Origin of the sequence: Bacillus sp. 7_6_55CFAA_CT2 (assembly GCF_000238655.1) — a bacterium.
GTDB classification, from domain to species: Bacteria; Bacillota; Bacilli; order Bacillales; family Bacillaceae_G; genus Bacillus_A; species Bacillus_A cereus.
On sequence record NZ_JH414711.1, the window covers coordinates 91,252 to 110,142 of the forward strand.

The window sequence follows — 18,891 nt, forward strand, 5'->3', positions numbered from 1 at the left end:
ATGGAAAAGTAGGGAGATTATTTTATGTTAAGGGACTTATTTGTAAATACAACAATTATTCTTTCCTTTATTTTTATTGGGGGCCAGCTTTTAAGGGATAAGCCGTTAAAAGAAGGATTCTCTTTTGGGCAGAAATGTGTAGTAGGCATTTTTACTGGGATACTAGGTATAGTATTGATGTATTTCAGTGTTCGTGTTGGTACCATTCTATTGGATTTACGCTATTTAGCTGTTATTCTAGCTGTTATTATTGGAGGACCGATAGCGAGTACCATAACAATTGGTATGATTTTAGTAACTAGGCTGTTGTTTATGGATTATTCATTAGCTTCTCAAGTGGCTTTTTATACAATCATTGCGATAGGAATAGGGAGTATCTTTATTTCGCGCATGAAGCTTTCTTTAGGGGGAAAGTGGGTATGGTTACACACATATATTTTATCTATTCTAATCCCAGCGTTATATATATGGTTAATTAAAGAAATCCACATAGTGGGATTATATTTAATTTCTAGTATTATTACAGGTTACATAACATTCATAAGTGCAAATTATGTTTTACAATCCAATGAGTTATTTCAAAAGATGAAACAATACGCAACGATAGATGCATTGACAGGTTTAGGAAACGTAAGACAGTTTGATTTAGAGATGAATCGTCATATTAGTAATAAGAACATGAAAAATGATTCGTTTTGTTTACTACTTATAGATATTGACCACTTTAAGTATGTAAATGATACGTACGGGCATCCTGCAGGGGACGAAGTGCTAAAACAAGTAGGGTGTATTTTACGAGAAATTTCACAATTTCCAGATTTGGCTTTTCGAAAGGGTGGAGAGGAGTTTGCGCTTTTGATACCGAATAAGGGATTAGCTTACGGAATTCTTATGGGCGAGCAAATTCGTACAGCTGTTGAAAGTCACTCATTTCAATTGTTAGATGAAACGAAAATAAAAATTACAGTTTCGGTGGGGGTTTCAGAATATGAAGAATCAACGGAGCAATTTATTCAAGCGGCGGATGATGCGTTATACTACTCGAAACGAAATGGTAGAAATAAGGTCAGCTCTGTATCTTAAAGATAAGATGACCAGAAGACATAAAGCTTATAAAAAACACTCACAGAGGCAATGTATGAACTTTGTGAGTGTTTTTTATTTATATATTAGACAAGTTCTTTTGATACAACAAATTTACGATATGCACCATGGTGAGTTGGACCTACGTATTCGTTAATTTTGAATGAGTAACGAATAGCAGCTGTGATGAATTCTTTAGCAGTTTTTACTGCTTCTTTCACAGGTTTTCCTTTTGCAAGTTCTGCTGTAATTGCAGCAGAATATGTGCAACCTGCGCCGTGTGTATTTGTCGTATCAATTTTTTCTGATTCTAGAAGGTCGAATGTTTCTCCATCATATAGGACGTCGATTGCAGTTTCCGTACCAAGTTTGCTACCGCCTTTAATTAGGACGTATTTCGCACCTAAAGCATGGATCTTTTTCGCTGCTTCTTTCATGTCTTCAAGAGAATTAATCTTTACGCCACTTAATTGGTAAGCTTCAAATAAGTTTGGTGTTACAACTAATGCCTTTGGAACAAGAACGTCACGTAAGCAGTCATTCGTTTCAGGATGTAATGCTTCATCAGCACCTTTACATACCATAACAGGGTCAACTACTACATTATTGAAATTGTGCTTTTCGATTGTTTCTGCAACCATTTCAATAATTTCTACTGATCCAAGCATACCTGTTTTTAAAGCGTCTACGCCAACACCTTCAATTGTTGTTTCTAATTGTGGTTTTAATGTAGAAGCTGGGATTGGAAATACGTTATGTGCCCAACCGTTATGTGGATCCATCGTTACGATTGTTGTAAGAGATGTCATTCCGTATACGCCCAGTTCTTGGAATGTTTTTAAATCTGCTTGTATACCAGCACCGCCACTTGTGTCAGAACCAGCGATAGTAAGTGCTTTATTTAATGTCATTATGAAAGCCCCCTCGAGTGATATAATGAAAACTATGTTCTCACCATTATATCAATGTTACGAATAAGTACAAAGTGAAAAGTAGATGATTTATTTTAAGAGCTATTTAAAATCTTGTATGCAGGAGACTGAGTATGTTTCGAGATAATCGTACAAATGAATTAGTTATATTAAAGGAAATTGCAGAAACATTAAATACATCAAATGATACATATCATGTATTGCAAGCTGTCCTAGAGAAATTACTAAGTGTAACAGGTTTAACGACAGGATGGATTTTTCTTGCGGATGAAAATGGGAAGTATACGAAGTTAATTGACTATCAATTACCAGAGGCACTGACATATGAAAATAAACGCCCGATGTGCGAAGGTGAATGTTGGTGTTTACGAGGTTTTGTAGATGGAAAATTAGAGAGAGCCGTTAATATTATTGAATGTAAAAGAATTAATAATGCAATTGAATATAATTGGGGAGATACGGAGGGCATTCTTCATCATGCTACGGTTCCTTTAAAAGCTGGGGGAGAAAAATTTGGGGTGTTAAATGTTGCAAGTCCGGGTAAAACACATTTTTCAGAAGAAGAATTAGTATTACTCCAATCGGTTGCTTTCCAAATTGGTACGGCTTTAAAGCGAACAAAATTATATGAAAATGAAAAGAGAAGAGCACATTATTATGTGAAATTAGAGCGTTTCATTCAAGATTTAAAAACGATTCATAAGTTTAATGTACTACCTGAAAAAGTGGTAAATCACGTAGGTGAAGTATTTCAATGGAATCAAGTAGCGCTTTTTATTAGGGAGGAAAAAGAATTATCTCTGCGAGCGTCTTACGTTCAGGAAGAGTTACAAGAGGATATAAAAGAGGCGGCCAAGAGGGCGTTAGAACAAGATGAACCAGTTCTAATAAAACATCAAATAGGACATAATGTACATCTAAATCGAGCTGTTATTGCTACACCAATACATATTCAAAACCATATATTTGGTGTTTTATGTGTTAGCTTGAATAATGGAGAGTTTGATGCTAATACAATAGACGTAATTCAAGCATTATCGAACCATGTTTCGTTAATAATAGAGAATTTGAGGTTAAACGAGCAGCGCCGTGAACTTGTACGAATGGAAGAAAGAAATCGGTTAGCAAGAGATTTACATGATTCTGTTTCGCAAAAATTATTTTCATTAACCTTCATGACAAAAGGCGCCGAGGCAGTTTTAAAAGGTAAAAATGAAAAGGTAGATCAATCTTTGCATGAGATGCGTGAACTTGCGCAAGGAGCTTTGAAAGAAATGAGGACATTAATTTGGCAGCTTCGTCCGGCGGGATTAGAAAAAGGATTATTGCCAGCTCTAAAGCAGTACGGTGAAAATTTGGGACTGAAAATTAGGGAGCAAGTTACGGGTGTTCGTGATTTACCTCGTGTAGTAGAAGAAGCTTTGTGGCGCATAGGCCAAGAAGCACTGAACAATGTAAGTAAGCATGCAGGTGTAAAAGAAGCGACGATTTATTTTACAGTGAATGAGAAAAATGTATCATTAGAAATAGTTGATCAAGGAAAGGGATTTGTGGAAAAGAATATAAAAGAAAAGAAATCACTAGGTATGACTACGATGCGTGAAAGAGTAGAATTAGTTGGTGGAACAATTAAAATTGTAAGTAGTAATAAACGAACGAGCGTAAAAGTAAACGTACCATTATGATGTGAAAATGAGGGAAGTTTGTGAAAATAAAAGTATTGTTAGTTGATGATCATACAGTCGTTTTAAAAGGATTAGCATTTTTCTTAAGTACACAGGAAGATTTAGAGTTAGTTGGAGAAGCGAATAATGGGAAAGAAGCGTTAGTGAAAGTAGGAGAAACAACTCCCGATGTTATATTAATGGATTTATACATGCCTGAAATGGATGGTGTTGAGGCGACGGCATATATTAAAAAAGAGTATCCAAATGTGAAAGTAATTGTATTAACTAGCTTTTCTGATCAGGCGCATGTGTTACCTGCATTAAGGGCTGGAGCAAGTGGGTATATTTTAAAAGATGTAGAACCAGATCAGCTTGTTGAGGCTATTCGAAGCGCATATAAAGGTAATATTCAATTACATCCGGATATAGCAAATGCTCTTCTCTCTCAAACATTACCTGTAGAAGAAAAGGAAGAAGAACCTTCTATTCAAGTGGATGTGCTAACAGCGAGAGAAAATGAAGTATTGCAGCTATTAGCAAAAGGGATGAGCAATAAGGAAATTGCATCTGTTTTAGTTATTACAGAAAAGACAGTTAAGGCGCATGTAAGTAGCATTTTGAGTAAGTTGAATTTATCTGATCGTACGCAAGCGGCATTATATGCAGTGAAAAATGGAATTGTATAAGACGAAAGTCGTAAGACCAAGTTCGCCTTTAGAAGGTGGACTTTTTTTATGGAAAAATACGTCTATGTGAGGACGAAATTGTCATTATATAAAGATAAAATATGTTTGTAAGCAACAAAACAACAATTACAAGGGATACCTTTTTTGAAAGCATATAACAACATAAGAGTGAGTACTAGGAGGAATAAATAATGGCAACAGTTTTATTCGTTAAAGCAAATAACCGTCCAGCGGAACAAGCAGTTAGTGTAAAATTATATGAGGCATTTTTAGCAAACTATAAAGAAGCACACCCAAATGATACAGTAGTAGAACTTGATTTATATAAAGAAGAATTACCATATGTAGGCGTAGATATGATTAATGGTACATTCAAGGTAGGTAAAGGATTTGATTTAACAGAAGAAGAAGCAAAAGCAGTAGCAGTTGCTGATAAGTATTTAAATCAATTCCTAGAAGCTGATAAAGTTGTTTTCGGCTTCCCATTATGGAACTTAACGATTCCAGCAGTATTGCACACATATATTGATTATTTAAACCGTGCTGGTAAAACGTTCAAATATACGCCAGAGGGTCCAGTTGGCCTAATCGGAGATAAGAAGATTGCATTATTAAATGCAAGAGGCGGCGTATATTCAGAAGGTCCAGCAGCTGAGGTAGAAATGGCTGTTAAATATGTAGCAAGTATGATGGGCTTCTTCGGCGCAACAAACATGGAAACAGTAGTTATTGAAGGGCATAACCAATTCCCAGATAAAGCAGAAGAAATCATTGCTGCAGGTCTTGAAGAAGCAGCTAAAGTAGCAAGTAAATTTTAATTAAAAGTATAATCGTCACTCGAAAAAACAGCATTAACATGTAAACGTTAATGCTGTTTTTTTATATTTTTAGTTCATCAGCAAGTTTTTCTAATGTATTTCGATCTTGTATATAATATGTTCGGCCTTCTTTTCTTAAATAATTTTGTTGGCAAAACTGATTTAATACATATAAAAGATGACGGTAGCTGACATTTAAATATTCCGAGGCCTCGGTATGCTTTTCTATATAACAATTATTTTGCTCTGTTAATAAAATAAAAGCAGCTAATCGATTTTCAAAAGGATAACTATAGTTTTTTGCGTGATTTTCAGTGCGAGTAATTGTCTTTTCTCCAATAAATTTACATAAGTGCTGTAAAAACGTTGCATCTTGTAATAAAAGTTGCTGACAATCTTTAAGAGGAAGTGCCAAACACACACAATCTTCTAGTACTTCAACGGACTTAGTAATATTTTCTACTCCTATTAATCCTAATTCCCCGATAAAAGATGGTGCTTGAATAAAATTAATTAATGAAACCTTCCCGTTTTTATGACTCATATATATTTTTGCTTTCCCAGAAATTAAGTAATAGAGATAAGGGAGAGCATTTCCTTCGCTACATATCATCTCTTTCGTTTGAAAAGAATGCAGCTCTACATATGGCAAGACATGAAATGAAAATAGGGTATGGAATTGATGGATTCGCATGTATTGATAAATTTCTTCCTCATTTTTGCTGATTTTCATATTTTCACCCCCATGTATAGTATGAGATATCTCCTATTATCTTTACAAGAAGGAATGATACGATTTATGTAAATTTGTTTTTGTAGAAAAGAGAGTGTGATGAATTTATGAAAAAATATAAAACATTGTTATTTGATGTAGATGATACATTACTAGATTTCCAAAAGGCTGAAAAAGTGGCTTTACGGGTGCTTTTTGAAGAGAAGGGAATCCCTTTAACAGACGAGATAGAGGCTCGTTATAAAAAAATAAATAAAGGTCTTTGGGATGCTTTTGAAAAAGGAGAACTATCACGCAATGAAGTTGTAAATACAAGATTTTCTCTGTTGTTTAAAGAGTATGGAGAAGAAGTAGATGGAATATTATTGGAAAATAATTATCGTAACTACTTAGAAGAAGGAAATCAACTCATGCAAGGTGCGTTTGAATTTATAAATCAAATTCAAGGAGAGTATGAATTGTATATAGTGACAAATGGTGTTTCTAAGACGCAAGGTAAACGTTTGCGTAATGCAGGTTTACATTCATTATTTAAAGATGTTTTTGTTTCGGAAGATACAGGTTTTCAAAAACCGATGAAAGAGTATTTTGATTATGTTTTTGAACGGATTCCTAACTTTGCACCTGAAGCAGGGCTGATTATTGGGGATTCATTAAGCGCTGATATGAAAGGTGGATATGTAGCGGGAATTGATACCTGTTGGTTTAATCCAGAAAGGAAATTAAATGATAGTGGGATTATACCGACATATGAAGTGCATAATTTTGAGGAGTTAGAAGCGTTATTAAAGCAGCATGTGTAATAAAAAAATAGGCAGTGGAGCTTTCATCCCCACTGCCTATTTTTATTAATTTTTATTTTCGTTATGTTTTGGGAGCGGAAAGGCATTCCCGATAGCAGCTGCACCAAGCATGGGCAATAGTAAATTAAGCGGGAAAAACATAAGTAATAGTAATGTTATAGCTATTGGCTTTCGTAACGCATAGCTTGAAATTGCTGTCGTTACGATGGCAACAGATGCTACTGGATCTATAGGAAGAATAGATGCTACAGCGTATCCGATACTTGACCCGGAAAATATAATTGGGAAGATATGTCCACCTCGCCACCCTGTGTTCAAACAAACGGCAGTAATGCACAACTTTAAAATCCCTGAAAGAAGTAGTATCCAAAAAGATAAATGGCTCCATTCAACAACTAATTCTTTTAATTGATGTTCCCCTGAAAATAATGTGTACGGAAGAAAAGTTCCCGCAATTCCTAATAAAATACCACCGATAATTCCGAGTGTCAGTTTGTATTCCCTAAAAGGGTGAATTAACTTCTCTAATGTGAATTCTAACTTGAAATAAAAGAAACCAACTATAGCACCGATACTAGCAAGTGGAAGAAATGCGATCCATTCATTGAAAGAAAGTGCACCTTCCCCGAAATCAACAATAAAGGATCCACGATTATCGAGTTTACTCAGTAGTAAATAAACAGAAAAACCTGCGAAAGTAGTAGCTAAGTATACAATCGCCTTTTTTCCTTTAGAAAAAGCAGCAATTTGTTCCCCCTCATTTTCATTTGGTGCTAAATAACCGAATAATGGTGCGTTAAAAATGACACTTAAAGTAGCTCCAATTCCGATCTCGGTTAGCTCATTCATACCCTTTAAGGCAAATTTAAAGCGATCCCCTACCCATGTGCACAGTCCGCCTATAATTCCAACTAGTGCGGCTTCTGGACCAAGACTAGCACCGAAAATTAAAACAATAATCGCTGTTAAAGTAGCCTGATGGACAAAGCGATATTCGATTCGACCAGTTTTTTTATATTCAGCCATCACTTCAGGCATAAGGCGTGGGTATGTACCGAAATGTTTTTGTGATAGACCAACAAGGACCCCGCCAATTATTGTTACGCAAAGGGTGTAATAAGAGGGAAAAGAGAGAACTTCAGGCAAGTATCCCCAAATAAAGTGGATTCCAATATTTATTGTGACTAAAAATAACCAGACTGTAGCTCCTACTATAGATCCTAGAAGAATGCCATATAGAGCAAGTATGTACTGCATATCTTTTTTATTTGTCATGTTATACCTCCGTTATGTAAATCTTTGTAGGTAAAAAAGTGAAATATACTAGTGAAAAATGGATTGAATATATATAGTATCTTTTTGAGAAGATGGCCTATTCAACATATAGGCTAACTTTAGGGGAATTTGAATTTATAGGTTAAATTACTTATTTAATTTTATAGACTGATTTGAGGTTTTTAAAGGTCTTTTTTGAAATAGACTAGAATATATTTCTTTTGTTGCTTTATATGAAACTGTTAACATTTATTTTAGAACATTCAGAAAAACTGTTTGACATTAGGAAATTATTGCTATAAAATCAACGGTAATTGCATAGTCTTATCAAGAAAAGGTGGAGGGACAGGCCCGATGAAACCTTGGCAACAGCCGTATAACGGAATTGTGCCAAATCCTGCAGGTAGTAATCCTGAGAGATAAGAAAGAGCCTTTAGAGCGTGTTTTCAAACTGCTCCTTTCTTGTTTTCAGGAAAGGGGCAGTTTTTTATTTTGTATAAAAGAAAGGAGAATGAGAGATGGGAGAATCATGGGGAAAAGGAACAATATGTGTGCAAGGTGGCTATACGCCAAAAAATGGTGAACCACGTGTTTTACCACTTTATCAAAGTACAACATATAAATACGATACTTCAGATGATTTAGCAGCCCTATTTAACTTAGAGGCAGAAGGATATATTTATACACGTATTGGAAATCCTACTCTAGCCGCATTTGAGCAGAAGTTATCAGATTTAGAAGGCGGTGTAGGAGCTGTTGCAACGGCTTCTGGGCAAGCAGCTATTATGCTCGCAGTTTTAAATATTTGTAGTAGTGGGGATCATTTACTTTGTTCTTCAACGGTTTACGGGGGAACGTTTAATTTATTTGGAGTGAGTTTGCGTAAACTGGGCATTGATGTTACGTTCTTTAATCCAAATTTAACGGCAGATGAAATTACGGCGCTTGCTAATGACAAGACGAAACTTATCTATGCAGAATCGTTAGGAAATCCAGCGATGAATGTTTTAAATTTTAAAGAATTTTCAGCTGCTGCTAAAGAATTAGAGGTACCTTTTATCGTTGATAATACATTAGCAACTCCTTATTTATGCCAGGCGTTTGAACATGGGGCAAATATTATTGTTCATTCTACGACGAAGTATATCGATGGGCATGCGAGCTCCTTAGGCGGTATTGTAATTGACGGTGGAAACTTTGATTGGACAAATGGAAAGTATCCTGAACTTGTTGAACCAGATCCAAGTTATCACGGTGTAAGTTACGTTCAAAACTTTGGTGCAGCAGCGTATATTGTGAAAGCACGTGTTCAGCTATTAAGAGATTATGGAAATTGTATGAGCCCATTCAATGCATATATTAGCAATATTGGCTTAGAAACATTGCATTTACGAATGGAACGTCATAGTGAAAATGCTCTTGCAGTTGCTAAGTGGCTTGCTAATCATGAACGTATTGAATGGGTGAATTATCCGGGCTTAGATAGTAATGAAAATTACTCATTGGCACAACAGTACTTGAAAAAAGGTGCTAGTGGTGTTTTAACTTTCGGTATTAAAGGCGGATTAGAAGCAGCAAAAGAATTTATCGCAAATGTAAAACTAGCAACTCTTGTAACACACGTAGCTGATGCACGAACTTGCGTTATACATCCTGCTAGTACGACGCATAGACAATTAAATGCTGAAGATCAGCGTTTAGCTGGTGTTACATCTGATTTAATTCGTTTATCAGTTGGTATAGAAGATGTTTCTGATATTATTGCAGATTTGGAAGCAGCTCTAGTTGGGGGCAAAACACATGCCGATCATAATTGATAAAGATTTACCGGCTCGCAAAGTGTTACAAAAAGAAAATATTTTTGTAATGACCAAGGAGCGAGCGGAAACACAAGATATACGCGCTTTGAAAATTGCTATATTAAATTTAATGCCAACGAAGCAAGACACAGAGGCACAATTACTTCGCTTAATTGGAAACACACCGTTACAATTAGATGTTCATTTGCTTCATATGGAATCACATCTATCTCGTAATGTAACGCAAGAACATTTAACAAGCTTTTATAAAACGTTTCGTGATATTGAAAATGAAAAGTTTGATGGGCTCATTATTACAGGAGCGCCAGTGGAGACCCTCGCTTTTGAAGAGGTAGATTATTGGGAAGAGCTTAAACATATTATGGAGTATTCAAAAACGAATGTAACATCTACGCTCCATATTTGCTGGGGAGCACAGGCTGGCTTGTACTATCATTATGGTGTTCCAAAGTATCCCCTTAAGGAAAAAATGTTCGGTGTATTTGAACATGAAGTTTGCGAGCAACATGTGAAATTGTTACAAGGATTTGATGAATTGTTTTTTGCTCCGCATTCTCGTCATACAGAAGTACGAGAGAATGATATTAGAGGAGTGAAAGACTTAACATTGTTAGCAAACTCTGAAGAAGCAGGTGTTCACCTTGTTATTGGGCCAGAAGGAAGGCAAGTGTTTGCCCTTGGACATAGCGAATATAGTTGTGAGACGTTAAAACAAGAATACGAACGAGATCGTGACAAGGGATTAAATATTGATGTGCCAAAAAACTATTTTAAACATAATAATCCAGATGAAAAGCCGCTTGTTAGGTGGAGGAGTCATGGTAATTTATTGTTTTCTAATTGGTTGAATTATTACGTGTATCAAGAAACCCCTTATATATTGTAAAGAAAGATTGTGTAACACGTGGCAACGTTTTCCTTGTAAAGATTAACCTTTATTTTTCCAAATGTTCAAAATACATTGTTTTTCAGATTTTTTACTCATATAATTTCATCTAAACACAATTTTTGAGGGGTGGACAGTACTATGAAAGAAATTCAAGTTGGGTTATTAGGTCTTGGGACAGTTGGCAGTGGTGTGGTTCGTATTATTACGGATCATCAAGAACGACTCATACACCAAGTAGGTTGTCCAGTGAAGGTAACGAAAGTATTAGTGCAAAACATTGAGAAAGAGAGAGAGATAGAGGTACCTTCTACTCTATTAACACAAGATGCAAATGAAATTTTAGATAATCCAAATATTGATGTTGTCATTGAAGTGATGGGTGGCATTGATGATGCAAAATCATATATTTTACAAGCTTTAAAAAGCGGAAAGCATGTTGTAACTGCAAATAAAGACTTAATGGCATTACATGGGGCGGAACTATTAGCGACAGCAAAAGATAATAAGGCTGATTTATTCTATGAGGCGAGTGTGGCAGGGGGAATTCCAATTTTACGCAGTATCGTAGAAGGACTTTCCTCAGATCTTATTACGAAAGTAATGGGAATTGTAAATGGAACGACAAATTTTATTTTGACGAAAATGTCAGACGAAGGGAGAGCATATAACGACGTGTTAAAAGAAGCCCAACAACTTGGATTTGCAGAAGCAGATCCAACATCAGATGTAGAAGGTTTAGATGCAGCAAGAAAAATGACGATTTTAGCTACTCTCGGTTTCTCTACAAATGTAGAGCTTGGAGACGTGAAAGTAAAAGGGATTACCTCTATTACAGAGGAAGATATTGAATATAGTAAGAGCTTAGGTTATACAATTAAATTAATCGGTCTTGCAAAACGAGATGGTGAAAAATTGGAGGTTACAGTTGAACCAACTTTACTTCCAAATACACATCCTCTTGCGGCAGTACAAAATGAATATAACGCTGTGTATGTTTACGGTGAAGCAGTTGGGGAAACGATGTTTTATGGACCAGGCGCAGGAAGTTTACCAACAGCGACAGCTGTTGTTTCGGATTTAGTTGCTGTAATGCAAAATATTAGATTAGGGGTAACAGGAAATAGTGCTGTAGTCCCACAATATCAAAAAGTATTAAAAGAGCCAGACGAAATTGTCGTGAAAAAGTTTTTAAGACTGCATGTAAAAGACGAAATTGGTGTATTTGCAAAAATTACTTCATTGTTCTCTGAGCGCGGAGTTAGCTTTGAGAAAATTATTCAAATGCCGCTTGAAGAGAAAGGAAAGGCTGAAATTGTAATTGTAACGCATCGTGCGTCTCTTGCTGATTATGATTATATTCTACATACGTTGCAAGGGTATGAAGAAATAGATTGTTTGAAAGCGAACTATCGAATTGAAGGGGATGCTAAGTAGTATCCTTACCATAAAACAGAAAGAGCCTATTAAGCAGCTTGCTTAATAGGCTCTTTTCTATTTAAAATCTGCGTACCAACTTGAATAAATGCTTGGATAATCCAGCCTGTTGTAAAGGATAAGATGATTGTTCCAAAATAGATAGGTCCGTCTAATAAAAAGCTTAACGTTAAAAATAAAAAGGCTAATGAAATCTCTGTTCTTCTAAACGTCCATTTTTTCTTCTCAGCAACCGTTAAAACGAAAGCTTCTTGAGGCGCTGCGCAAAGGTTTGTAGAGACGTAAAGACCAATTCCAGCTCCAACGAATAGATTTCCGCAAATAAGTGTTATATATTTTGGAAGAGAGCGGATAGCGTCCATAATAGTTGTAATGGAACCAATCCAATCAACAAAAAGAGAAATAAGAACCATCGTTACAATTGTACCGATTGTAATTTGTTTTTTATTCCAAAAGAGTACGATAAGTGTAAAGGCAAAGTTAATCATAAAAATCCAAAAACCAATACTTATGCCAAAATTTTGATATAGTGCAATAAAGAAGGAATCATAAGGGCTAAGTCCAAAGGAAGTAATTGTCGTCATCATATTAATACCGATGGCAAGAATGAGTAAACCGCCAATGAAAAATATATATTCTAATTTGAATCGAAGCATAGTTGTATATCCTTTCTAAATGTATTTGCTAGGAAAGGATATATTGTGGAAAGCTTACCAGGTCAAGGGAGAATTTTTGTGAGAAGGGGAAAATGAGATGACAAATATAAGAAAGATTGCTGAACTTGCTGGAGTATCTGTTTCAACTGTTTCACGTGTACTAAATAATCATCCGTACGTAAATGAACAGAAACGAAAAGAAATTTTAGCGATTATAGAAGAATTAAATTACACGCAAAACGTGAATGCGATTCATTTAGTGAAAGGAAAAACGAATGTAATTGGCGTTTTATTACCACACGTAAATGATCAATATTATAGCGCTATTATCGAGGGGATATCAAAAGAGACAGCCAAGAATAATTATAATATGATGCTTTGCCAGACGAATTATAGCGAAGAAAGAGAACTAGAAATTTTAAATATGTTAAAAATGAAAAAGCTTGATGGGGTTATTATTTGTTCTCGGGCAAATAGTAAGGAGAAGCTTGAAGAATATACAAAATTCGGCCCGATTGTTATGTGTGAAGAAATAGATTCAAAATGCATTTCAAGTGTCCATATCGATTACTACAAAGTATTTTCATTTGGGATGAAAAGCTTAATAGATGCCGGTCATACACATATTGGATATTGTATTGGAAGAAGTAATAGTGTTAATAGCCAAAGACGAAAGAAGGCATATGAAGATTCGCTTCAACAGAGTATCGTAACACCGCTAGAGACCTGGAAATTTGAGGGTTGTTTTACAGTGGAAGATGGACGCAATGTAATTAGAGAATGGGCTCATATGTCAGTAAAACCGACGGCGTTCCTTGTATCTTGTAACCATATTGCAGCGGGGATGGTTACAGAAGCAAAAAAACAAGGAATTCGTATTCCAGAGGATATTACGATTATCGGGTGTGATGATCAAGAGGTGGCAGATATATTGGGTATAACGACGATTTCGCATTCTAGTAAAAACGTTGGAGTAAAAGCGTTTGAATTATTATATGAAAAGATTAATGAAGAGAAATTAGATGTGAAGCATATAGAGTTATTACCAGAGTTAGTAAATAGAGAAACGACGTAATTGAGAAGGTGTGAAAATCGCTTTTCAAAATTTCGTTTGGTATAATTATGGACAATCTATGAGGGCTAAAAGGGGTTTTGATATGAGATCAAAAGTAGTAAAAGTAATTCTACTCATTACAATTGCATCTTTCTGTTTATTTGCATATGGCTTTGTTTCAGGTGTAAATGATGTATTAAATCCGAAAGCTTCAAATTTAATTAAAAAGACCGATGTAGTGGCAAAAGAGAAAAAGAAAACGGGAACGTTACAAATCGTTAGTTTAGGTGATTCATTAACGCGTGGCGTTGGTGATAAAGAAGGAATTGGCTATGTTGGGCGAATGAAAGAGGATTTACAAAAAGATTATAAGCAAAAAATTGCATTAACAAATTTAGCAGTTAGTGGTGCAAAAATGCCCGATTTATTAAAACAAATTGAAAGTAATGGCGCTCAATATTCAATTAAGCAAGCAGATGTAATCGTGTTAACGATTGGTGGGAATGATTTGTTCCCAGGCTGGGAATCGCTTGGGAAAATAGATTTAGAGACGTATCGTCCTGACACAGAAACGTTTCAAAATGAAGCAAAGAAAATTATAGAAGAAATTCGTAAATTAAATACAGATAGTCCGATTTTTTGGCTTGGTTTATACAATCCTTTTGAAGATGTAGAAGATTTAAAAGGGTCTTCAAACATTGTTGTGGACTGGAATGCATCTTTAGAGAAGTTAGCGCTAAACGATAAAAATGTGTATATTACACCGACATTTGATTTATTCCAAAACCGCGGTAAAGATTTATTATACTCTGATCATTTTCATCCGAACGAAGTAGGTTATACGTATATGGCAGAACGTTTAGTTCAAAATGTTGTAAGTAAATTAAAACTAGAACAAGGAGGGGTAAAATGACGACGATACTTTCCGTACGAGATTTGAAGAAGGTAATTGGAAAGAAGACTCTTGTAGAGAATATTTCCTTTGATGTAAAGCAAGGAGAAGTGTTCGGGTTCTTAGGGCCAAATGGTGCTGGAAAGACGACTACCATTCGAATGTTAGTCGGATTGATTAAGGCGACAGAAGGTAAGATTTCTATCGGTGGTTATTCGATTAAGGAAAATTTCAGGGAAGCGATGCGTCAAATTGGGAGTATCGTTGAAAACCCAGAGTTGTATACATATTTAACGGGATGGGAAAATTTAAAGCAATTTGCTCGTATGTTAGGTGATATATCAGATGAACGTATTATTGAAATTGCTGAAATGGTTCATTTAGATGAAAGAATTCATGACAAGGTAAAAACGTACTCACTTGGTATGAAACAACGCCTTGGAATTGCGCAGGCGCTCCTTGGGAATCCAAAATTGCTCATATTAGATGAGCCAACGAATGGTTTAGATCCAGCAGGGATTAGAGAACTTAGGGAATTTATACATAAGCTTGTAAAAGAAGAAAATATGAGCGTGTTTATTTCAAGTCACTTGCTAAGTGAAGTGCAAATGATATGTGATCGCGTTGCTATTATTCATAAAGGAAAAATGATAACAGTTGCCAAGGTTGAAGAATTAATTAAAACAGCAAGTGATCGTGTAGAATGGATTGTTACACCAATTTCTAAGGCGAAAGATATGCTAGAAGCGGCCGAAGAAGTAAGGGAAGTGAGTGTAGAAGGCGATCGATTACTATGCCGCATGGATATTGCATCTATAAGTAGTTGGAATAAACACTTTGTCGAAAATGAAATAGATGTACATAGCGTTAAGGAGCTTGTATTTACGCTAGAAGATTTATTTATTGAACTCACAAGGGGTGAGCAGCATGCGTGAATTTGCGAATCTAGTTTTAAATGAATCAGAAAAGATTTACCGTAAGAAACGTATTTTTGTTGTCATGCTTATTTTAGCAATCTTGATCCCGCTTTTTGTGTATGCGCAGTATCGTGAAATAGAAACGACACAAAAAAGACTCGGTACAACCGATTGGAAGGTTTCATTGCAACAGCAAATTGTTGATTCTCAGAACCGGTTGAACAATTCTAGGTTGCCAGAAGAATGGCGTGATTGGTTAAAGGTAAGAGTTGAGCAACAACAATATTATTTAGATCATGATATTAATCCGATGGCACCGGGTGCACCGACTTTTGTCAGAGCATTTATTGAACAAGGAATTACATTATTTATTCCGCTTCTTGTAATGATTGTAGCCATTGATATCGTTTCAGGAGAACGAAGTGATGGGACGATGAAGATGTTACTTACGCGGCCAATTCGGCGCTGGAAAATACTCCTTAGTAAATACGTGACGATGTTATTTTTCATTTCGCTCATACTGTTTCTTGTAGGTTTGTTTGCTTACATATTATCAGGGCTTGTATTTGGGTACTCGGGATGGAATTTACCTGTTTTAACAGGATTTGTTATTGATAAGGAAACGTTAAATACGAACTTTGTGCATCTTATTCCGCAGTGGCAATACATCTTAATGGCGTATGGACTAGCCTGGTTTGTTGCTATCGTTGTCGGAACTATATCATTTATGGTCTCTGTTTTAATTCGTAATACACCAGCTGGTATGGGCGTTATGCTAGCTGCATTAATTGCAGGCGGTATTTTAAGCTCGTTCGCAACATCTTGGGAAGGCGCCAAATATATTTTTAGTGTGAATCTATCATTAACGGATTATTTATCAGGAAAATTACCTGCATTACAAGGTTTATCGATGGGATTTTCTTTGATGAATTTAACTGTTTGGGCAGTTGTTTCTCTTGTTATTTCGTTCGTAGTATTTACAAGACAGGATATGGTGAATTAATTAGACAGGAAGTGACAGTATGGAAAATGTTTTAAAGAATGATTGGGAGCCACTATTGGCACCAGAATTCGAGAAAGAGTATTATCTTACTCTATCCAGTTTTTTGACAGAAGAATATAGCACGCATGTTGTTTATCCGAAGGTAGAAGATATTTTTAACGCTCTTCAGTATACAAGTTATGAAAATACAAAGGTTGTTATTTTAGGACAAGATCCATATCATGGACCGAATCAAGCGCATGGTTTAAGCTTTTCTGTGCAACCTGGTGTTAAAACACCACCGTCATTGTTAAATATGTATAAAGAAATTCGAGATGAATATGGTTATGAAATCCCGAATAACGGTTATTTAGTAAAATGGGCGGAACAAGGAGTATTATTACTAAATACCGTATTAACAGTTCGTCAAGGCGAAGCAAATTCTCATAAGGGAAAAGGATGGGAGCACTTCACAGATCGTGTAATTGAACTGTTGAATGAACGTGAAAAGCCAGTTATTTTCATATTGTGGGGGCGCCATGCACAGGCGAAGAAGAAGTTAATTACGAATCCGAATCATCATATTATCGAATCTGTACATCCAAGCCCATTATCGGCAAGACGTGGTTTCTTTGGTAGTAAGCCATATTCTAAAGTAAATACGATTTTAGCTAATATGGGCGAAAGAGAAATTGATTGGGAAATTCCAAATTTATAAATAGAAAAGGTAGTTAACAGTCGTTAACTACCTTTTTATTATTATTGTTGCTCGTTCTTTAATTTTGCATCTAGTACAAAAGTGCCAAATGGGATAACTGATGAAACAAATGCTCCAAGTGCCCATAAAATTGATTTACGGTGTACGATTGTTACTTGAATTACTGCAAAGATGAATAGAATAAATAGAACACCATGAGCCATGCCTGTAATTTTAACAGCTGTTGCAAACCCTGCGAAATATTTCAATGGCATTGCTACAAATAATAGTAATAGGAAAGAAATACCCTCAACTAGTCCAATTGCTCTTAATCGTCCGATTGGTGTAGATAACATAAAGTAGCCTCCTTTAACGTATGCTTGTATATAGTAAATTTGTATTCTTTTTCAAAATAAAATAGTCTATTTTGTTTCATTATATACAAAAAGAAAGTTTACACTACGAGAATAGTGCAAAGTTCAAAATATAGTCACAAAAGCATGAGAATTTAAATAAAAACCTATTTGAAGTATTTGACTTCAAATAGGTTTTGTGAATGAAAATATTAAACAAGTACATCCGTTTTTAAAACGAATTTCTCTACAACTTTTGCAACACCATCGTTCATATTTGTATCTGTTACGTAGTTTGCAATTTCTTTAATATCATCAGGTGCATTGCCCATTGCAACGCCAAGACCAGCAAATTCAATCATCGCTTGGTCGTTATAGCTATCGCCCATTGCGATAACTTCTTCACGCTTAATGCCAAGCTTTTGGATCAGTTTGTTTAAGCTCGTTCCTTTTGTAACACCAGCTTCAGTAAATTCTAAGAAGAATGGTTTCGAACGCATCACGCTTAATTGGCCTTCTAGCTGTTTTTGTAGTTTCTTTTCAACTTCAACAAGGCGTTCAGCTTCTTTATTCATTAATACTTTTACTACGGGCTCTTTAACTGCAGCTTTAAAGTCATCTACTACAATAATTGGCATACCAGTAATATCGCCCTCAATTTCAGTATAAGGATTATTTTCTTCCGTTACGATATCATCGCCCATATAAGTATGAATCCATACATCTTCAGTTTTACTAATTTCAAATAGGTTGTGAACGATTTCAGGAGATAGTGTACTACTAAAGATTTCTTCGTTTGTTTTACAGTTAATAATTTTTGCACCATTAAAAGATAAAATGAAACTGCCGTATTCTTCTAAACGAAGTTCTTTCGCTACATTGCGCATACCGAACGTTGGACGTCCAGAAGCAAGTACAACCTTTACGCCTTGCTCTTGTGCAGTCATTAACGCTTCTTTCGTACGAGGTGAAATAGTATGGTCATCACGTAATAAAGTATCATCTAAATCTAAAACAATCATTTTATAAGTCATATAGAAAATTCCTTTCTTTAATTGAAATCAAAATACATGTTCATGAAGAGATTGAGGAATAATAGTAAGACATCAAACCTCTTTGAAAAGAAGTAGATAAATTATTATGAGTGTGTTGCTCATAATATTGGTTAATAATCATTGGGGATGAATAAAACCCCAATGA

The 18,891-nt window shown here is 35.5% G+C and carries 19 protein-coding genes and 1 riboswitch; of the genes, 13 read left to right on the forward strand and 6 right to left on the reverse strand.

Features of this window, described 5'->3' with window-relative positions; translation table 11 throughout:
• Positions 1–24 precede the first annotated feature (24 nt).
• Positions 25–1,083 (forward strand): GGDEF domain-containing protein, encoded by a 1,059-nt coding sequence (locus HMPREF1014_RS21085; protein ID WP_000942898.1) that lies wholly within the window; start codon positions 25–27, stop codon positions 1,081–1,083.
• An 86-nt stretch (positions 1,084–1,169) separates the two neighbouring features.
• On the opposite strand, the gene pdxK is transcribed toward HMPREF1014_RS21085, so the two are convergent.
• Complete coding sequence (gene pdxK / locus HMPREF1014_RS21090; RefSeq protein WP_000174264.1) at positions 1,170–1,994, reverse strand: pyridoxine/pyridoxal/pyridoxamine kinase; 825 nt, start codon at positions 1,992–1,994, stop codon at positions 1,170–1,172.
• A gap of 134 nt (positions 1,995–2,128) precedes the next feature.
• Between pdxK and HMPREF1014_RS21095 the strand changes: the two genes are divergently transcribed.
• The 3 genes from HMPREF1014_RS21095 (at position 2,129) to HMPREF1014_RS21105 (ending at position 5,186) form a co-directional block, all read left to right on the forward strand.
• A complete protein-coding gene (locus tag HMPREF1014_RS21095) occupies positions 2,129–3,700 on the forward strand; it encodes a GAF domain-containing sensor histidine kinase (protein ID WP_000488143.1) in 1,572 nt (523 codons plus the stop codon).
• 20 nt (positions 3,701–3,720) lie between these two features.
• Complete coding sequence (locus HMPREF1014_RS21100) at positions 3,721–4,368, forward strand: response regulator (RefSeq protein ID WP_000695812.1); 648 nt, start codon at positions 3,721–3,723, stop codon at positions 4,366–4,368.
• 191 nt (positions 4,369–4,559) lie between these two features.
• Positions 4,560–5,186, forward strand: a complete 627-nt coding sequence (locus HMPREF1014_RS21105) for an FMN-dependent NADH-azoreductase (protein WP_000246735.1) — start codon at positions 4,560–4,562, stop codon at positions 5,184–5,186.
• Positions 5,187–5,247: 61 nt separating this feature from the next.
• Here HMPREF1014_RS21105 and HMPREF1014_RS21110 read toward each other — a convergent pair whose 3' ends face one another.
• Positions 5,248–5,919 carry a transcriptional regulator YeiL gene (locus HMPREF1014_RS21110; RefSeq protein ID WP_000703320.1) on the reverse strand — a complete coding sequence of 224 codons (672 nt, stop codon included), beginning with the start codon at positions 5,917–5,919 and terminating at the stop codon, positions 5,248–5,250.
• A gap of 107 nt (positions 5,920–6,026) precedes the next feature.
• Between HMPREF1014_RS21110 and HMPREF1014_RS21115 the strand changes: the two genes are divergently transcribed.
• Entirely contained in the window at positions 6,027–6,722 is a 696-nt protein-coding gene (locus tag HMPREF1014_RS21115) for a YjjG family noncanonical pyrimidine nucleotidase (protein ID WP_000760193.1), read from the forward strand.
• A 45-nt stretch (positions 6,723–6,767) separates the two neighbouring features.
• Here HMPREF1014_RS21115 and HMPREF1014_RS21120 read toward each other — a convergent pair whose 3' ends face one another.
• Entirely contained in the window at positions 6,768–7,997 is a 1,230-nt protein-coding gene (locus tag HMPREF1014_RS21120; protein ID WP_000182464.1) for a chloride channel protein, read from the reverse strand.
• A gap of 321 nt (positions 7,998–8,318) precedes the next feature.
• Positions 8,319–8,423: riboswitch (SAM riboswitch) on the forward strand.
• A 92-nt stretch (positions 8,424–8,515) separates the two neighbouring features.
• Between HMPREF1014_RS21120 and HMPREF1014_RS21125 the strand changes: the two genes are divergently transcribed.
• The 3 genes from HMPREF1014_RS21125 to HMPREF1014_RS21135 all read left to right on the forward strand — a co-directional run bounded on the left by HMPREF1014_RS21125 (position 8,516) and on the right by HMPREF1014_RS21135 (position 12,140).
• A complete protein-coding gene (locus HMPREF1014_RS21125) occupies positions 8,516–9,814 on the forward strand; it encodes a bifunctional O-acetylhomoserine aminocarboxypropyltransferase/cysteine synthase (RefSeq protein ID WP_000504780.1) in 1,299 nt (432 codons plus the stop codon).
• A complete protein-coding gene (metA, locus tag HMPREF1014_RS21130) occupies positions 9,798–10,703 on the forward strand; it encodes a homoserine O-acetyltransferase MetA (protein WP_001121538.1) in 906 nt (301 codons plus the stop codon). The genes HMPREF1014_RS21125 and metA overlap by 17 nt, the downstream gene beginning before the upstream one ends.
• Positions 10,704–10,844: 141 nt before the next feature.
• The gene (locus HMPREF1014_RS21135) at positions 10,845–12,140 is read left to right on the forward strand and encodes a homoserine dehydrogenase (RefSeq protein WP_000659093.1); all 1,296 of its coding nucleotides are present in this window, start codon (positions 10,845–10,847) and stop codon (positions 12,138–12,140) included.
• 29 nt (positions 12,141–12,169) lie between these two features.
• Here HMPREF1014_RS21135 and HMPREF1014_RS21140 read toward each other — a convergent pair whose 3' ends face one another.
• A complete protein-coding gene (locus HMPREF1014_RS21140) occupies positions 12,170–12,796 on the reverse strand; it encodes a YczE/YyaS/YitT family protein (protein WP_000943411.1) in 627 nt (208 codons plus the stop codon).
• Between the two features lie 97 nt (positions 12,797–12,893).
• On the opposite strand from HMPREF1014_RS21140, the gene HMPREF1014_RS21145 reads away from it, so the two are divergent.
• From HMPREF1014_RS21145 to HMPREF1014_RS21165, 5 genes are read left to right on the forward strand one after another with little or no spacing between them, the layout of a single operon-like run.
• On the forward strand, positions 12,894–13,871 hold the full coding sequence (locus HMPREF1014_RS21145; protein ID WP_000181957.1) for a LacI family DNA-binding transcriptional regulator: 978 nt from the start codon (positions 12,894–12,896) through the stop codon (positions 13,869–13,871).
• Positions 13,872–13,881: 10 nt separating this feature from the next.
• Positions 13,882–14,763 (forward strand): SGNH/GDSL hydrolase family protein, encoded by an 882-nt coding sequence (locus HMPREF1014_RS21150; protein ID WP_002022849.1) that lies wholly within the window; start codon positions 13,882–13,884, stop codon positions 14,761–14,763.
• Positions 14,760–15,677: an ABC transporter ATP-binding protein gene (locus HMPREF1014_RS21155; protein ID WP_000207709.1), complete on the forward strand. Its 918-nt coding sequence runs from the start codon at positions 14,760–14,762 to the stop codon at positions 15,675–15,677. Before HMPREF1014_RS21150 ends, HMPREF1014_RS21155 begins: the two co-directional genes overlap by 4 nt.
• Complete coding sequence (locus HMPREF1014_RS21160; RefSeq protein WP_001206477.1) at positions 15,670–16,662, forward strand: DUF2705 family protein; 993 nt, start codon at positions 15,670–15,672, stop codon at positions 16,660–16,662. The genes HMPREF1014_RS21155 and HMPREF1014_RS21160 overlap by 8 nt, the downstream gene beginning before the upstream one ends.
• A 19-nt stretch (positions 16,663–16,681) precedes the next feature.
• Entirely contained in the window at positions 16,682–17,359 is a 678-nt protein-coding gene (locus HMPREF1014_RS21165) for a uracil-DNA glycosylase (protein ID WP_000432518.1), read from the forward strand.
• Between the two features lie 41 nt (positions 17,360–17,400).
• On the opposite strand, the gene HMPREF1014_RS21170 is transcribed toward HMPREF1014_RS21165, so the two are convergent.
• On the reverse strand, positions 17,401–17,694 hold the full coding sequence (locus tag HMPREF1014_RS21170; protein WP_000953396.1) for a DUF3817 domain-containing protein: 294 nt from the start codon (positions 17,692–17,694) through the stop codon (positions 17,401–17,403).
• A gap of 209 nt (positions 17,695–17,903) precedes the next feature.
• Positions 17,904–18,725 carry a Cof-type HAD-IIB family hydrolase gene (locus HMPREF1014_RS21175; RefSeq protein ID WP_000221381.1) on the reverse strand — a complete coding sequence of 274 codons (822 nt, stop codon included), beginning with the start codon at positions 18,723–18,725 and terminating at the stop codon, positions 17,904–17,906.
• Positions 18,726–18,891: the final 166 nt, after the last annotated feature.

Bases quoted from the DNA above. Each gene is read 5' to 3' on its own strand.
- HMPREF1014_RS21155 (WP_000207709.1), top strand. From the start codon at position 14,760: ATGACGACGATACTTTCCGTACGAGATTTGAAGAAGGTAATTGGAAAG.
- HMPREF1014_RS21125 (WP_000504780.1), top strand. From the start codon at position 8,516: ATGGGAGAATCATGGGGAAAAGGAACAATATGTGTGCAAGGTGGCTAT.
- pdxK (WP_000174264.1), bottom strand. From the start codon at position 1,994: ATGACATTAAATAAAGCACTTACTATCGCTGGTTCTGACACAAGTGGC.
- HMPREF1014_RS21165 (WP_000432518.1), top strand. From the start codon at position 16,682: ATGGAAAATGTTTTAAAGAATGATTGGGAGCCACTATTGGCACCAGAA.
- HMPREF1014_RS21175 (WP_000221381.1), bottom strand. From the start codon at position 18,725: ATGACTTATAAAATGATTGTTTTAGATTTAGATGATACTTTATTACGT.
- metA (WP_001121538.1), top strand. From the start codon at position 9,798: ATGCCGATCATAATTGATAAAGATTTACCGGCTCGCAAAGTGTTACAA.
- HMPREF1014_RS21120 (WP_000182464.1), bottom strand. From the start codon at position 7,997: ATGACAAATAAAAAAGATATGCAGTACATACTTGCTCTATATGGCATT.
- HMPREF1014_RS21085 (WP_000942898.1), top strand. From the start codon at position 25: ATGTTAAGGGACTTATTTGTAAATACAACAATTATTCTTTCCTTTATT.
- HMPREF1014_RS21105 (WP_000246735.1), top strand. From the start codon at position 4,560: ATGGCAACAGTTTTATTCGTTAAAGCAAATAACCGTCCAGCGGAACAA.
- HMPREF1014_RS21135 (WP_000659093.1), top strand. From the start codon at position 10,845: ATGAAAGAAATTCAAGTTGGGTTATTAGGTCTTGGGACAGTTGGCAGT.
- HMPREF1014_RS21115 (WP_000760193.1), top strand. From the start codon at position 6,027: ATGAAAAAATATAAAACATTGTTATTTGATGTAGATGATACATTACTA.
- HMPREF1014_RS21145 (WP_000181957.1), top strand. From the start codon at position 12,894: ATGACAAATATAAGAAAGATTGCTGAACTTGCTGGAGTATCTGTTTCA.
- HMPREF1014_RS21160 (WP_001206477.1), top strand. From the start codon at position 15,670: ATGCGTGAATTTGCGAATCTAGTTTTAAATGAATCAGAAAAGATTTAC.
- HMPREF1014_RS21140 (WP_000943411.1), bottom strand. From the start codon at position 12,796: ATGCTTCGATTCAAATTAGAATATATATTTTTCATTGGCGGTTTACTC.
- HMPREF1014_RS21110 (WP_000703320.1), bottom strand. From the start codon at position 5,919: ATGAAAATCAGCAAAAATGAGGAAGAAATTTATCAATACATGCGAATC.
- HMPREF1014_RS21095 (WP_000488143.1), top strand. From the start codon at position 2,129: ATGTTTCGAGATAATCGTACAAATGAATTAGTTATATTAAAGGAAATT.
- HMPREF1014_RS21170 (WP_000953396.1), bottom strand. From the start codon at position 17,694: ATGTTATCTACACCAATCGGACGATTAAGAGCAATTGGACTAGTTGAG.